This window comes from Brevibacillus brevis, from assembly GCF_900637055.1.
GTDB classification, from domain to species: Bacteria; Bacillota; Bacilli; order Brevibacillales; family Brevibacillaceae; genus Brevibacillus; species Brevibacillus brevis.
Window position 1 is genome coordinate 1,141,348 of the sequence record NZ_LR134338.1, and the last position, 15,260, is coordinate 1,156,607.

The 15,260-nt window shown below is 48.7% G+C and carries 12 protein-coding genes and 2 pseudogenes; 10 read left to right on the plus strand and 4 right to left on the minus strand.

All coding sequences use genetic code 11. The features are described from left to right. Window positions 1-45: 45 nt before the first annotated feature. Entirely contained in the window at window positions 46-933 is an 888-nt protein-coding gene (locus EL268_RS06090) for a DMT family transporter (RefSeq protein ID WP_106653840.1), read from the plus strand. On the opposite strand, the gene EL268_RS06095 is transcribed toward EL268_RS06090, so the two are convergent. Beyond that, window positions 934-1,641 (minus strand): ArsR/SmtB family transcription factor, encoded by a 708-nt coding sequence (locus EL268_RS06095; RefSeq protein ID WP_106653841.1) that lies wholly within the window; start codon window positions 1,639-1,641, stop codon window positions 934-936. Window positions 1,642-1,775: 134 nt separating this feature from the next. Here EL268_RS06095 and EL268_RS33925 point away from each other — a divergent pair. Together EL268_RS33925 and EL268_RS33215 are read left to right on the plus strand one after the other, a co-directional pair. Further along, window positions 1,776-1,868: pseudogene (locus tag EL268_RS33925) on the plus strand (DJ-1/PfpI family protein); the annotation flags it as partial. After that, window positions 1,863-1,982, plus strand: a pseudogene (locus tag EL268_RS33215) (DJ-1/PfpI family protein); the annotation flags it as partial. The pseudogenes EL268_RS33925 and EL268_RS33215, both read left to right, overlap by 6 nt. A 72-nt stretch (window positions 1,983-2,054) precedes the next feature. Here EL268_RS33215 and EL268_RS06105 read toward each other — a convergent pair. Next, window positions 2,055-3,044 carry a M23 family metallopeptidase gene (locus EL268_RS06105; RefSeq protein ID WP_106653843.1) on the minus strand — a complete coding sequence of 330 codons (990 nt, stop codon included), beginning with the start codon at window positions 3,042-3,044 and terminating at the stop codon, window positions 2,055-2,057. Between the two features lie 197 nt (window positions 3,045-3,241). Here EL268_RS06105 and EL268_RS06110 point away from each other — a divergent pair, with 197 nt between their 5' ends. Next, window positions 3,242-3,967, plus strand: a complete 726-nt coding sequence (locus EL268_RS06110) for a response regulator transcription factor (RefSeq protein ID WP_106653844.1) — start codon at window positions 3,242-3,244, stop codon at window positions 3,965-3,967. Then, window positions 3,957-5,720 carry a sensor histidine kinase gene (locus tag EL268_RS06115; protein WP_106653845.1) on the plus strand — a complete coding sequence of 588 codons (1,764 nt, stop codon included), beginning with the start codon at window positions 3,957-3,959 and terminating at the stop codon, window positions 5,718-5,720. Before EL268_RS06110 ends, EL268_RS06115 begins: the two co-directional genes overlap by 11 nt. An 86-nt stretch (window positions 5,721-5,806) precedes the next feature. Here EL268_RS06115 and EL268_RS06120 read toward each other — a convergent pair whose 3' ends face one another. Beyond that, window positions 5,807-7,564 carry a methyl-accepting chemotaxis protein gene (locus tag EL268_RS06120; protein ID WP_106653846.1) on the minus strand — a complete coding sequence of 586 codons (1,758 nt, stop codon included), beginning with the start codon at window positions 7,562-7,564 and terminating at the stop codon, window positions 5,807-5,809. 240 nt (window positions 7,565-7,804) lie between these two features. On the opposite strand from EL268_RS06120, the gene EL268_RS06125 reads away from it, so the two are divergent. From EL268_RS06125 to EL268_RS06135, 3 genes are all read left to right on the plus strand, one after another. Then, window positions 7,805-8,794, plus strand: coding sequence for a lipoate--protein ligase (locus EL268_RS06125; RefSeq protein WP_106653847.1), 990 nt, complete (start codon window positions 7,805-7,807; stop codon window positions 8,792-8,794). Window positions 8,795-8,903: 109 nt separating this feature from the next. Further along, window positions 8,904-11,378 carry a toxin Cry1Ac domain D-VI-related protein gene (locus EL268_RS06130; RefSeq protein WP_106653848.1) on the plus strand — a complete coding sequence of 825 codons (2,475 nt, stop codon included), beginning with the start codon at window positions 8,904-8,906 and terminating at the stop codon, window positions 11,376-11,378. Window positions 11,379-11,410: 32 nt separating this feature from the next. Continuing rightward, a complete protein-coding gene (locus EL268_RS06135) occupies window positions 11,411-12,301 on the plus strand; it encodes a GNAT family N-acetyltransferase (protein WP_106653849.1) in 891 nt (296 codons plus the stop codon). Window positions 12,302-12,398: 97 nt separating this feature from the next. On the opposite strand, the gene EL268_RS06140 is transcribed toward EL268_RS06135, so the two are convergent. Beyond that, on the minus strand, window positions 12,399-13,370 hold the full coding sequence (locus tag EL268_RS06140; RefSeq protein WP_106653850.1) for a DMT family transporter: 972 nt from the start codon (window positions 13,368-13,370) through the stop codon (window positions 12,399-12,401). 137 nt (window positions 13,371-13,507) lie between these two features. On the opposite strand from EL268_RS06140, the gene EL268_RS06145 reads away from it, so the two are divergent. Then, window positions 13,508-14,368 carry a LysR family transcriptional regulator gene (locus EL268_RS06145; RefSeq protein ID WP_106653851.1) on the plus strand — a complete coding sequence of 287 codons (861 nt, stop codon included), beginning with the start codon at window positions 13,508-13,510 and terminating at the stop codon, window positions 14,366-14,368. A 107-nt stretch (window positions 14,369-14,475) separates the two neighbouring features. Then, window positions 14,476-15,255 (plus strand): helix-turn-helix domain-containing protein, encoded by a 780-nt coding sequence (locus EL268_RS06150; protein WP_106653852.1) that lies wholly within the window; start codon window positions 14,476-14,478, stop codon window positions 15,253-15,255. Window positions 15,256-15,260: the final 5 nt, after the last annotated feature.

Genomic DNA, 15,260 nt, shown 5'->3' on the forward strand with positions numbered 1-15,260 from the left:
TGTAAGAAGAAACAAGTAGCTTGCCTGAAACGGGGGAACAACGCCATGAATCGAATTTTGTTCGGGATACTTGTCGTCGTGACGACATCATTGATGGGCTCGTCTTTTGCGGTAGGAAAAATTGGATTGGCCTATTTTTCACCATTGCTGCTGGTAGGGCTGCGTTTTACCCTGGCAGGACTGATCATGGGAGCATGGGTATGGAAAAAGCCGCTCCCGAAGTCGGTGGGTGACTGGGGAAAGCTGTGTTTGATCGGATTTTTGCAGACGGCCGCCGTCATGGGGTGTATCTTTTTAAGTCTGCGTACGATCACAGCGGGTGAATCCTCGATCCTGACGTTTATGAACCCACTGCTCGTGGTCATATGGGGAACGTTGCTTCTAGGCATATCCTATCGGCTGACGCAATGGATGGGGGTTCTGATTGGACTGGTTGGGGTGTTCATCACGCTTGGTTTCCATCTGCAATGGGAGACGGGAACGCTGTTTGGTATCGGGTCCGCCCTTGCGTGGTCAATTGCCACGATTCTCGTCAAAAAGTGGGGAGTCCGTTTCAATGTATGGGTGATGACAGCCTATCAGATGTTGTTCGGAGGAATTCTTCTCCTCGTGATGGGGTTCACGTTGGAAACGCCGAAGCTGATTATCACACCGACCGCTGTATTCGTCGTCCTATGGCTCGCGATTATGGCTTCCATTGTGCAGTTTGCGACGTGGTTTTATTTGTTGAATCACGGAGATCCGGGCAGAACGAGTGCATTCTTGTTCCTCGCTCCGTTCTTCGGTGTTTTGTCGGGCTGGGTGTTGCTGGGTGAGGTAGTGCAATGGCATGTGTATGCGGGAGGATTGTTGATTTTCGCAGGGATTTTCCTCGTGAACTGGACGTTTGCCCCACGAAGGCAAGTAAGTGAAAAAGCACAGCTGGCAGAGTAGCTAGCTGTGCTTTTTGCATTCATCTACATGCAGTCCGAACTCGGTCATAAATCCAGAGCTGCCTAACGGCGTGACACGGACTGCTCTCCCTCCTGGCACTCGCTCGATCCAGCCAAGCTCAAATAATCGGTTGGTGAGTGAGGCCCCGAGGCTGCCTGCCAAGTGGTGGCGACGCTCGCTCCAATCCAAACACGGACGGGCAAAGCGACGCCTGCTCTTCGGCTTGGCCTGAAGGTCTACGCCGAGTGATTGCAGCTTGGTTTTTCCCGCATCACTGAGCACGTAGTCTTGTCCGGATGCCTCGATCAATTGCAATTCCAGCATTTTCTGCGTCAGGGCAACGCCCACTTCGCCTGCGAGATGGTCGTAGCAGGTGCGAGCATAGCGGACGGCTCGCAATTGGTCGGACTCGCGCAAGGAACGAACAGGCTTAGGTGCAGCAATAGTCATTAACGATTCCAGGGCATGGGCGACTTCAGGGCTGGCCAGACGATAGTAGCGATGTCGGCCGTGCGACTCGCTGACTAAAAGACCGCCTTCCACCAGCTTTGCCAAATGCGTGCTTGCTGTTTGGGGGGTGACTTTTGCGTTTCGTGCGAGTTCACTGGCGGGGAGTGCCTTGCCGTTCATCAGGCTGACCAGGATGGAGACGCGGGATGGTTCTCCTATGAGGGACGCGACCTCTATAATATTCGGGCTGGTACTCATCAGACAGCGGACCTCCTCCATCATTTTTAATCTTCTATCAATGACTCTAGCAGAATCTTACAGCTAAAAAAACTAGAGATGTTTGCAAAAAGCTATTGTAAAATATATCCAAACGTGAAATGGGGGAGATCCACATGGAGACCAAGCAAGGGCAAGTAGGAATTTTTTTGTTTGACGATGTGGAGGTTTTGGATTTTGCAGGTCCGTTTGAAGTATTCTCGGTGACATCTGCTGGGATCTCAGCGGGTATCAATATGTCCTTTCACATCATCAAACGAGTAGTAGACGCGGAAGTAGCAGAACAAACTGCCAAGACAATGGAGTATGATATTGTCCTCTAAAACAAAGCGGCAGTCCATCTCTTTGAATATAAGGCAAAGGGATGGACTGCCACTGTTTAACAGCTATACGATTTATTTCGCGGTAATGCTTTCACCTTGACGCGGATTCAATCCGTCCTCCCATTGCACGCGAATGGATTTGCTATGGAACAAATCTTTGCCGTCAGAGACCTGATAATGCAGATGAGGCTCGCTGGAATTGCCGGAGTTTCCGCATAGCCCAAGCAAATCTCCTTTCTCCACATGATCGCCAACCTTCACCTTGGCAGAGCCTTCCTTCAAATGGGCGAAGTAGCTGAATTCTCCGTTGCCATGATCGAGGATGACGACGTTGCCAGCAGGCTGCTGCGCGTTCATTGCTCCGACAGGGACATTATCCTTGATATCATGGACGACATGCACGACTGTTCCTGCCTGTGGCGCGAGTATTTCTTGCCCGAACGCATAGTAGCTCTCGTTTTTCAAAGGATCATCCTTGTAGGACAATCCGTCTTTGACCTGAATCAGATCGTATGCATAGCGTTGGCTTTCCACCTCGTAATGATAGTTCGAAAGGACATTCTGACCTCCCCAGAACACATACCACTCACCTGTAAACGGTGCGCTATATACCAGCTTTGTTAAAGCATTGTCGGTGTCAGGGTAGCTTTGCAGCGGCTTTAATAAAACGCCCGTTATGATCCCTTTTTCATCCGTCGTAAGGACGAGGCCCCGTTTGGCGTCCTGATCCACCCAGGTGTCAGAATAGCTGCCGTTTACGGACGTGTGGGAATGGTGATTCCATGATTTCACCCCCTTGCTAAAAGCGGTATACCCCTCTACAAATTGTGCTTTTGAAACCTGCTGTTTGAATGACGAGCTTGTTTGATCATACACATCCTCTATTTTTCCGTCATGGAGAGCTTGCACAAAAGATTCCGCTTGAACAGTCATCGTCTTTGCACCTTCTTCTTTCTTTGTAGGGGATTCAGCAGCAGCGGATATTGAGGTTGCTTCTGATTGCCCAGCACATCCTGTCAAAAGAATTGCTCCCACACCAAGTAAAATCCATACTTTTTTCATGTCGCCACTCCTATCTTTTTCTAGCGCTAGCTCCATTATAGAAAGCCATTCTTATCGGACATGAAACGCTGGCTTACAGGATGCTTAAATCGATCGCGGCAAAATTATGATTCCGTTAAGGTTGTTGCGGGCGCGTGATGACAGTACGCATGATAAAATGGAGGATAACGCAAAAGCGCAAAAGGAGCGAAGTGATCGTGAAAGATGCAGCTATCCTTCTCGTGGACGATGAACAAGCCATTCTCCAATTGCTTGAGACCGTACTGCACAAAGAAGGGTTCCACTCAATCGACAAGGTGAAAACATCCGAAGAGGCGCTCTGTGCATGCGAACGAAAAAGCTATGATCTGATCGTCCTGGACGTAACGCTTCCAAACATGAGCGGCATAGAAGCTTGTCCATTCATCCGCCGTCTGACGGAAGCGCCGATTTTGTTCTTGAGTGCGAGAGATACCGACTTTGACAAGCTGACCGGATTTGCCGTTGGCGGGGATGATTACGTGACGAAGCCCTTTAACCCGATGGAAATCGTCGCACGCATCAAGGCATTGCTTCGCCGTACGCGCAAAACGAACCCGACCGTACCGACAGCACCCGTTTATGGGGTCTATGATTTTGGTCGTTTTCAAGTCTATGAAGCAGCAGGGGAGCTCTATGTGGAGGGGAAAGTTATTCCTTGTCCGTCCCTTGTTTTTCAACTGTTGCTATTTTTGTGCAAAAATCCGAATCGGATATTTTCGAAAAGCGAGCTGTACGAACGAGTGTGGGGCGTGAATAGCTTACGTGACGACAACACCATCATGGTGCATATCCATCGGATTCGGGAGCGTATCGAGCCCGATCCAGCGCAGCCGGAGTTTTTGGTGAACGTCAGGGGACTCGGGTACAAAATGGTGAAAAAGGGCATTCCTTATGAATATTAAGAGCAGAATTGCGCTCCATCTGATCATGTGGCTGGTGCTGGTTGGCCTGATCCTCTTTGTACTTGCTGGGTTTACGTTATATTGGACGCTTGAAGAAATGTCAAAAGTACAGTCCTCACGTGAATTTGAGAGTGTCGGCTTGCAGCGGTTGATCCAGACCATTGAAGTAGAGGGAGAGGATGTCCGTTTTGACCCGAAGCTGCTGGAGCAGGTGCGAGATAGCGGTGGGTGGCTTCAGCGGATTGATGAAAAGGGTTATGTCACCGACTCTTTCTTTACCCCGGCTGACGTACCCAGCTACTACGGTCCCGGCCAATTAACCGCTTATTGGCTCCGAAAAAGCCCGTTTCCGTATCAGCTATCGTTATGGATACAGGAGAAAGACGGCGTAGTTCACACCTTGCTGTATGGGAGGACGAATCGCGATGACGATTTCTTGCAGCAGGTGATTAAGGAGGCTGTACATAAAAATCACGAGATTATGCTTCCTCCAAGCATCCAAAATCAACTGAAGAGTAAATCGGGCTGGGTGCAGCTCCTTGATCCGAAGGGAGCGGAGCTGGCTTCATTCAATAAGCCTGCAAAAGCGATCAAGGATTTCTCAGTGGAAGAACTGGCGTTGCGCTCGGTATACCCGGATCGCTACGGAGCAACAATTGTATCGCATTATGATCAAAACAGCGGTCAAACCTGGGTACTCAGTTTTCCGTTGCCAGGAACGACTCCCGGGGAAGAGCCGCTTTTGACACCGGAAAGTAAGGCCCTTTTCATCGGGATGGGTATGTTGCTCTTGTCGGCAATGTTCGTCTTCGGGATTGTGTCCTACTTGTTCGGACAGCGATTTGGCGCACCGATTGTTCACGTTTTACGATGGCTGACCTTTCTGCGTGGAGGAAAGTACGAGGAGCCTGCCAATGCGGATGGTGTTCCGCTCAGCCAAGACAAGCGAGGGAAGAAAAAGCGCAAATACCTTATCTTCCAAGATGTGATCGATTCGATGGACTCCTTGTCGCAAACGCTTAACCGCAACGAAAAGCTTCGGCAAGAAACGGAGCAATTGAGAAATGAGTGGATCGCAGGCGTTTCCCATGATCTGAAAACGCCGCTGTCCTCTGTCAAAGGGTACGCGCATTTGTTAGGAAATACCGAGTATACGTGGACGACAGATGAGGTACATGCTTTCGCCAAAATTATTTTGGACAAGTCAGCGTATATGGAAGACTTGATCAACGACTTGGCGCTGACGTATCGATTGAGGAACGGACAAGGTGCCCCTACAGTCGAGCTCGTTGACCTGAATGTTTGCACAGCTGAAGCCATTACGGAAGCAGCAAAACATCCGTTGTATCCGGAAGGCTGCATCCGCTTTATCCCCTCTACCGAACCTGTTTACATACTCGTCTACAAGCCTTGGTTTCAGCGTATCGTGGATAATCTGGTTGCCAATGCTTTGATTCACAACGAGAGCGGTACGACTGTGTCCATCTGCGTACAGGCAGTCCAGCCATCTACAGCTGTGCTTATTTTTAACGACAATGGTAGTGGGATGGATGAAGAAACAGCTGATCGACTATTTGAGAGGTATTATCGTGGCACAGACACCGAGTCCCGGACGGAAGGCACAGGCCTTGGGATGGTCATTACAAAAGCATTAGTGGAAGCGTTTGGTGGTTCAATCGAGGTGAAAACAGCCGTCGGGCAGGGGACGACGATTTCGATTACGTGGGAAGCGGAGCAACCGCCTCGGGCTTAAAGAGGCTTTTATTGAATCGAAAAGGCTGCGTTTGCGAGGTCAGGGGTGACCAGCAAAGGCAGCCTTTTTCGTTTCAGAGATGATGGTTACACCTTAAATTGCTGAATCGATTCATGCAGCTCGTCCGCCATTTTTGACAAGGAAGCAGCAGAGGACGAAATTTCCTCCATAGAGGCTAATTGCTGTTCAGCGGCAGCCGAAATGTTTTGTGTTCCGAAAGCCGTTGTCTCCGCAGTGGAGGCAATCGCTTCAATGGAATGGACAGCTTGCTCCGCTCCGGTTGTCATGTGATGAGTAGCAGTTGTAACTTGCTGAATCTGACGTGCTACTTCTGTCGTTCCAGATAAAATTTCCTGGAAGGCCTTGCTGGCTTCATGTACGACTTCGATTCCAGCCGAAACCTCAGATGTCGTCGTCTGCATCACGTATACGGCTTTGTTCGTGTCGACTTGAATCGCGCTAATGAGGTCTTTAATCTGCTGGGTAGATTTTGCTGATTGCTCAGCCAAGATGCGTACTTCATTGGCGACGACAGCAAATCCACGTCCATGCTCTCCAGCACGGGCCGCTTCGATCGCAGCGTTTAGCGCCAACAGGTTCGTTTGTTCGGCAATCGAGGTGATGACCTCGACAATATTGCTGATCTCCGAAGAGCGGTGACCAAGCATTTTGATTGATTCTGCCAACTCGAGAACAGTCGTGTTGATGGAATTCATTTGAGCGATGGCACCGCCAATTGCTTCATTGCCGCTTGAGACCAGCATGTTCGCTGTATCGACTGTCAGAGAGACTTGTTCGGAACTGGATGCAATTTGTTGCAGACGGGAGGACATGTCGTTGATCGTCTTGACCGTTCCATCGATCGTTTTGGACTGATCCTCTGCTCCGATGGCGATCTCTTGCATCGTGACGGCGATTTGCTCGGTTGCCTTGCTCGTCTGTTCTGCACTCGCTGTCAGCTCCTCAGAGGTAGAAGCAACATGCAGAGAGCTGATGCGGACACGAGAGATGAGCTGGCGCAGATGATCTGTCATATGGGTCACGTCATGTACCAATTGTCCGATTTCATCACGATTTTTTACCACGATGTCTTTCCCGGACAGATCTCCACCGGCAATTTCTTTCACGCGCTCAGCAACCAAGGAGATGGGCTTGGAAATGAACCCGGAGGCATACCACGAGACGAAGAATCCGACGATCAAGGAGAGTCCCAGCACGATCAGCAAATCAGACAGTACACTTTCGGCAGGGGCATTGAAGTCTTCCATGTAGCTGCTTGCGCTTACGATCCATCCCCAGTGAGGGTCTAGCTTGGAATAAGCGATTTTCGGATAGAGAACATCTGGCTCCGCTGGCTTTGACCACTGATAGTATGTAAAGCCGCCACCTTCCTGACCGCGCTTTATCATTTCTTGGGTAAAAAAGACACCGTCAGGATCTTTTGTATCCCATTGATTCTTCCCCTCAATAGAAGGAGAGGCGAGCATGACACCTTTCTCATCCAGAACGAACATGTACCCGCTGGCACCGGAATCGATATTTTTGTTAATCGAGCGGGTTCCATCCGATTGCTTTGGCCCGAGGATGCGAATTTTTACTTGCTCTTGTGCATCTTCCTTGCTGATTTTCCCAGCTTCGACCTGTTTCTGGAGAACATCAATCATTTCAATCGTCAAGTTCACGTTGTTTTTTAAGATGCGGCTGCCCAAGTCGTCCAAGCTGTAGCTTGCAGAATAATAGCCCTGAATTCCGATGTTAAGGCAAGGAAGCGCCAATAGCAGGAGACATAACAGGACGAGCTTGGTACGTAGAGAGCTTGAACGGGAGAACTTGGCTGTTTTCATAAAGAACACCTCGTTGATCCATAGTATTTCATCTAGAAAAGAAAACACCAAGATGATTGCCCTAGACTTACGTCCTTTATCGACAATTTGAAAACGTTTTTATAGAGGATTTTCAAAAAAACTACAAAAAAAATAAGATAAGTAAACGTAGCCGCATACATGAGCAGATTCGAAAGCAGTGCAGACCAGCAGGAAATGGTATGATAGGAAGATAGAACGCTTACGGATGGGGGCTATCTAATGAAATTCATCGATAATCAAGGGATAACAGATCCGCGCATCAATTTGGCGATTGAGGAGTACGCCCTGAAGCATTTGCCCAACAGTGACGACTACTTGCTGTTTTATATCAATGAACCTTCTATTATTATCGGGAAAAACCAGAACACAATTGAGGAGATTAATGCGGCTTATGTAGAGGAAAACAATATCCACGTCGTTCGCAGACTGTCTGGAGGCGGTGCTGTTTATCACGATCTGGGCAATCTCAACTTCAGCTTTATTACGAATGATGACGGCGAGTCCTTCCACAATTTCCGCAAATTCACGGCTCCTGTGGTACAAGCCTTGAAAACATTAGGGGTAGAAGCAGAGCTGACAGGACGAAATGACATACAGGTCGGGGAACGGAAAATTTCTGGCAATGCGCAGTATTCGACCAAAGGACGCATGTTCAGCCACGGAACGCTGCTTTTTGATTCGGAAATGGAAAACGTCGTGTCTGCTCTAAAGGTAAACGCAGAGAAGATCCAGTCGAAAGGGATCAAATCTATTCGCAGCCGCGTCGCCAACATCTCGGAGTTTTTGGGGACGAAGATGACCATTGAAGAGTTCCGTCTGGCGATTCTCCGTTCGATTTTTGGAGAAGGGGAGATCGAAGAATACATACTGACTGAAAAGGATTGGGAGAACATTCACGAGCTTTCCCGTTCCCGTTACCAGACTTGGGAGTGGAACTACGGCAAGTCACCGAAAAGCAATTACCGTCAATCCAAACGTTTCGATATCGGCACCGTGGAGATCCAGCTTGATATTGAGAAAGGCAAAATTAAAGAAGCGAAGATATACGGAGATTTCTTCGGTGTACGTGATGTGGCGGAGCTTGAAGCAGTGCTGCGAGATACGCCGTACGACCGCTCCTCAGTCAGTGAGCGACTCGCCGACATCAATCTTCAGGAGTTTTTCGGGAATCTGGAACAAGCGTCTTTTGTCGATCTGTTACTCGTCTAAAAAAGAACGTCAAAAACCTAACTTTTGTTAGGTTTTTTTCATTTCCTCCTCTGATAGCATTAGTTTGCATGATTTTGTCATACAAAAGAAAAAGAGGGGGTATTTACATATGGGCAAACAGCAGCCAAAAGCCAAAACAATCCTGACAGCCGTTGTTTCCACTGGTTTTTTGCTTTCTTTTGTCGGCAACGCCTATGCAGCCGTTTCCTATCCGATTAAAGAAATCCAGACAATCGGGACAGCCAGCACGTCAGTAGCAGAAGACAAAACAGATGAGGAAGTACGAGAGGCATCAGAAGAAGTAGTAGAAGAAGAGAACCAGTCATGGGAGTCCTTGCTAGAGTCAGAGGGGCATACAGCGACCAACGGCTTTATTGCCTATCGATTGGAGACAGCTCCCGACAAAGCACCTGCTGCAAAGGATTTCCGTTTGACGTCCGCTATAGATGATCGAAATCCCATTTGGATCAAAATCAAAAGCTTCGTCTGGCTAGAGGAAGAACAGCTTGTTTTGCTCAGTTTTTCACCGATTCGTGCCGCGAAAAAAGAACAGACGGTTTCCCTGCGCTTGCAGCATGACGGCGAAGAAGAGGAATTTGAACCATTCGTGATCGCTGAGAAAGGGACAAAAGCAGAGCGAATCGAGCTGGTAGCGATGGCAAAAGATGCAGAGTTGTCTACGGAAGAGAAAACGGACAAGACGCTGACACTGGTCGCGGTTGCTTGGGATGATCATGATCGCATCGTCTCTGGACGGGAGCTGCTCTGGAGCTCTAGCAATAGACGAATTGCATTCGTCAACTTTGAGGGCAAGGTAACAGCAAAGAAAGAAGGTTTGGTAGAAATTACGGCAAAAATGGACGATGCGGAAGCCGTCTTTGAGATAGCCATAGATGGAGCCGAGCTGCCTGATTTGCCCGCGCTTTCTGTCAGCGAGACGGTGATAGAAGAGGCAGGAGCAAATGATGGCAGCATCACGGCAAAACAAACGCTCAAGCTGTCTAACGGCAAGTTCCTTGGTGAACTGTCTGCCGATGATATCGAGGTACATCATCTGCCTGACGGGCTGGATATTGAGGTTAAACAAGAGAGTGACGACGAGCTCACCATTTTGTTTATTGGACAAGCCAAAAAGCATACCGCTACGGACAATGTGAAAGAGGTCAGCTTCACGATCGACAAGCGACACATCAAGCGTGCACAGAAAGATGTCACGAGTGACAGTTTTTCCATCCGATTCAAAGAACCCGTCATTGTGATTCCGCCGCCAATCGATCCTCCGCCGATCCCCGCTCTTCTGAAAGCCAAGAGAGCAGTCGAAGAGCTGTTTACGGATGGGAAGAAAGAAGAACTACGGGCAGGAACGACCCAGAAACAGATCGATGATGCGAAAAAGCTGGTCGAGGGGCTGGACAATCGTGTATCGGAAAAGTCAGGTCTGCTTGCTGATATCGGGAAAGCTCAAACACTCTTAGATAACGGGAACAATTTGCTGGAGGAAGCCCAAAAAGCCGTTCGTGACCTGTTCACCGATGAAACCCAGACAGCGCTAAAACCGGAAGTGACACAGAGCACGATCGATGCAGCGAAGGCGAAAGTGGCGAAACTAAAAGATGGTTCGGAGACAAAGGTATTGCTGTTAGCGGACATCCAAAAAGCACAGGAGCTATTTGATCAAGGGAACAATCTGCTGGAGGAAGTGAAGCAGGCAGTTGAGGGCCTTTATACGACGAATGATATGATCGAGCTGAGGCCCAAGGTCACTCAGGAAATGATCGATGCGGCCTCTTCCAAGGTCGAGCTTCTGAGTGAAAGTCCAGAAAAAACACACTGGATGTCGTATGTGGCAAAAGCACAAATGTTGTTCAACATTCCACGCATGGAACGTTTGCCAGATGCAAAGATCGAGCTGCCGATTGCTCCGACTCAGACGCGTCAAGTTACGATTGCCGACAAATGGGAGCCGGCAATGGATAAAAGGGTATTAAGCGAATATCTTGAGGTATCTGTAAAAAACCAGCCTCTCTCGTACAAATATGACAACCAGTTGGACCGTTTTGTGATCAATGAAAAGGAATACATCACAGTCGAGGTCGACGGGTCTTTACTGGAAATGAACCATGGAGATTATGGCGTGACGATCAAGGCCAAGCCAACGGTTACAGAAGATGATAACTCTTATGCAGTGTTCAAGCTGTATCGCGGCCAAGATTTGCTGGATACAGAGGAGATCGGTGTCGGGTTTGATGCTACTAACCCACAATTGTCCCCAGACGTCACTGAAGAGGGAACAACCTATACATTGTCGGCGTCAGAACCACTTCGTAATGACCCGAACCCCAATTTGAGGTTGCTATTCTCACCTTCCGGGAATTTTGACGACATGAGAGAGGTAACAGGGTATGCCAAATTCCAGGTGTCGGGAAACACCATTCGCGTAACGTTTCAGGATACGTTTTACACCACGTTCGGGTCTCTCATCACGGAACAGAGCAAGGTTTCCTTTGGACCAGGCTTCATGAGGGATAAGGCCGGGAATCTCATACAAGGTACAGCAACAGCATCTGTAAAACCCAAGCAATGAATAAGCCAAAGTCCATCGAGGAGGTACGAACATTGCAACTAGAGGAACTGACTGCTAGCACTGCACGGGCGTATAAATCGTTGGTGCACCCCAAGCACTTGGAGTGGCTGGACCAGATCAACAGCTCATCCGTTTGGGGATTTGGGGCTTCTAATAACAATCAGCCTGCGGGCATCGTGTTGGGGCGATCCGCTATAAACGAGGGACAGGCCAAGATCATCGAGCTTGTTGTAGCAGAGGGGCATCAACGGCAGGGAATGGGCATGAAGCTGCTGTGGCACGCTGAGCAAAAGATGAGAGAGCAAGGCATCAGCGATGGTCAGTTCGCTGGCTTCATCAAAGCACAAGATTTTTCATGGCTCTCCAAAATAGCGATCAGGGAAGGCTGGCAGTTGCCAAAGGTCAAAACCTATATGTACACACTCGGCTCAATGCGGCTGGGTGAGTGCCAGTGGGTGGAGAGGCTGACGCTCCCCGAAGATTTTACCCTCTTTCCTTGGAAAGACCTGACACCAGCAGAGCGACTGGAAATTGAACAGGGAGAAGGGCAATGGTACACGTCGCTATTGTCTCCGTTTTTTGAAGAAGGAAAATTCGATCCCGATTACAGTACAGGCTTGCGCTATCAGGGGAAAGTCATTGGCTGGGTGATCGTACAGCGAATGGCTGGTAATCTGCTTTTGTACAAAACGATGTTCGTCCAGGAAAAGTATCAGAAGCAGGCAAGAGGAATTACGCTGTTGATGAAAACGATTGAACAGGCGCTGCCAACGTTTCCTTATGGCATGTGCTTTGTCGAGCATGACAACGAGCCAATGCTGCGGTTTATGGAAAGAAGATTGGGTCCGACAATTTTGCACCGGAAGCTCTGGATTGAAACGACGAAGGTGCTAGTCGGACAATATTCGGATCACTTCTGTTAAAAATGTATGCTTGTCACGCAGGGGTAGCGGCGACCGTAGAGATAAAAAAAGGATAGAGATTCAGGGCTTCCTGAATTTCTATCCTTCCTTTTTTAGACTACATGGACGGAACTTTTCTTCCACTCGGTTGTTGCTTGGTGACTGAACGGTATTGCAGTTGCTTTCTTTGGAAGTGGTTGTTCCCGATCAGGGCAAGGATCACGAGCAAGGTGCCGCACAATTCATAACGGCTGATCTCATAGCCTTGAAACGCCATCATGGCAAAGGTCGTGATCGGAACCAGGTTGATAAACAAAATGCCGTTGAGCGGAGTAAGCAGCTTAATGCCTGCATTCCAGCTCAGAAGAGCTACAAAGCCGGGTAAAAGAACCATGAACGCCATTTCGTACTTGATGGACATCACAGTTTCGACGGTAGGAACCGGAAGCCATTGAAAGAGGGAGGCAGTCGTGACAATCACGAAATTCACTCCTGTTCCCAAGAGACACGTCAACGTGGAGTAGCGAAGTGTAGACCACGTGCTAAAACGCCCGCCGCCGATCGAGTAAACGACCCAACCCACGACACCGATGAAAATGAAGAACAACGGGATCAAATGCTCACTTGCTGTAGTAAAGAAGGTAAGATTGCCATTCGTAATAACAAGGACAGCGCCGACCAAAGCTACCAGAATCGTCGCCAACGTATAGTAAGGCGGCAGCTTTCTAGTCGTAATGGACAAAAGGACAATCGAAATCATCGGCATGAGCACTTCCATAATGGACGCTGCAATCGTGCCTGGCTCTCCCATCAAATCCTGCCCGAGAAATACTCCCATATTGTAGACGGTAAACGCCATTGTTCCAAAAAACAGCAGAGACTTCCCGCGCCCCTCCCAACGAAACGCAGACAAGCCTTCTTTTGCCCAGAGCAAACCGCACAAAATAATCGTTACGAAAAAATAGCGAAGAAATGAGAAGTAAAATGGATCGATCTCTTGCAGTGCGATGTGCGCAACCGGAAACATCGCCCCCCATGACATACTGGCGACCATGCAGAAAATAGACCCCAAAAGTAGTTGCTTGTTCATTATGCGATTTCTCCTTTTCAATCTGAAGCTGACAAAGTTGACTTCCCACATCATACTGGATGAAAATATGTTAGTATAATGATTGATAATAACTTTATGTATCATTTTCAGTGATAGATGAAAGGAGGGAGAGAAACGTGGAGATCAATGATTTGAAAATATTTCAGATGGTTGCCACTTTGGGTAGCGTGAGCAAGACCGCAGCCGAGCTGAGCTACGTTCAGTCGAATGTGACGGCGCGGATCAAGCTGCTGGAAAAAGAGCTGGGGACACCTTTGTTTTATCGCAACAAGCGAGGCATGACCTTAAATACAGAAGGGAAGCGCCTGCTTGAATATTCGCGAGAGATCATCGCCAAATTCGAAGAAATGCAAAAGTACTTTCATCGGGCGTCTGAGCCGTCCGGGGTGTTGGAAGTCGGGATGGTTGAGACGATTAATGGCCTTCCGGGGTTGTTATCCTCGTATTGCAGCCAGTATCCCCATGTCGATATTTCACTCAAGGCTGGGGTAACGGAGAATTTGCTGCAAAAAGTGCTGGATCTCGCGCTGGATGGAGCGTTCGTGAGTGGACCGATCAACCATCCTTTGATCGAGCAGGAGCAAGTGTTTCAAGAGGAGCTGGTGTTGGTAACGAAAAACAGTTCCTTCACTGCCAGTGATATCACAGGGAAAGCTCTTTTGCTCTACAAAAAGGGGTGCGGGTATCGGGAACGGTTAGAGACCTGGATGAAGGTAGAGGGCTTGATTCCGAAAAAAGTGATGGAGTTCGGAACGTTTGAGACCATTATCGGGGGCGTAGCAGCGGGGATTGGCATTACCATTTTGCCGAAGTCGGCAGTACACCACTTGGTCGAGAGCGGAACGGTTCATATCCATCGCATCCCGGAGCCTTATCATGAGGTGACAACCGTTTTTATTCGCCGAAAAGATTCATTTGTAACGAACACGATGCAAGCGTTTCTGAACGAAATCCGGTTGCAGAAAACGAAAGCGTAAGTGATGCAAATTACTCCTTCCATCGATGAGAAAAATATGGTAAATTTTATTTCAGAACAAACGTTCTGTCTTTGGCTGTGCAGAAGAAGGAGGGAGCGGCTCGATTGATGGACAGGTATACGGAAATTGACGAAGTGATTGCTTATATACATCGGCATTTAGACGAGCCTTTACCACTTTCCCGGCTGGCGAATCATGTTGCGTATAGTCAGTATCATTTTGCGCGGATTTTTAAAGAAAGAATCGGGCTCCCGCCACTTTATTACGTATCGACCATGCGACTCCAAAGGGCAAAGGATTTACTGCTACGCACGAATATGAGTGTTCGCGACATCGGTCTGGAAATTGGTCAGCAGAGCTTGGGGACGTTCTCCACCCGTTTTACAGAGCGTGTCGGGGTATCGCCTAGCGAATTTCGAGAAACGGCGCAGCTAGCGGAAGACCGCCTCCGTTCCTTGCAGCAGCTGACAGAGTGGACCCGGTTACATCCGGCCCCCGAGCGACCGATGACCATTGCAGGAACAATCGAGTCCACAGAGCCTTTTCAAGGCGTCATTTTGATTGGATTGTTTGCCAAGCCGATTCCAGAAGGTCTTCCTTTATACGGAACATTGCTGCCCTCACTAGGCAATTTTTGTTTTACCAATGTCAAGCCGGGCACGTATTACTTGATGGCGACGTCTGTTGCCTGGGGCATGCAGGCGATGGATTTTCTCTTGCCGTACGAGACATTGCGCACACGATCCAAGAAACCAATCATTGTCACACCAACTACGATCGTCCCTCATCAGCAAGTTACTCTTCATGTGCCTCATCCGGACGACCCTCCCATCTTGATTTCTCTTTCTTTGCTCATGAACAGATTCATTCAGCGGCTTCCTCAATAAAAAAA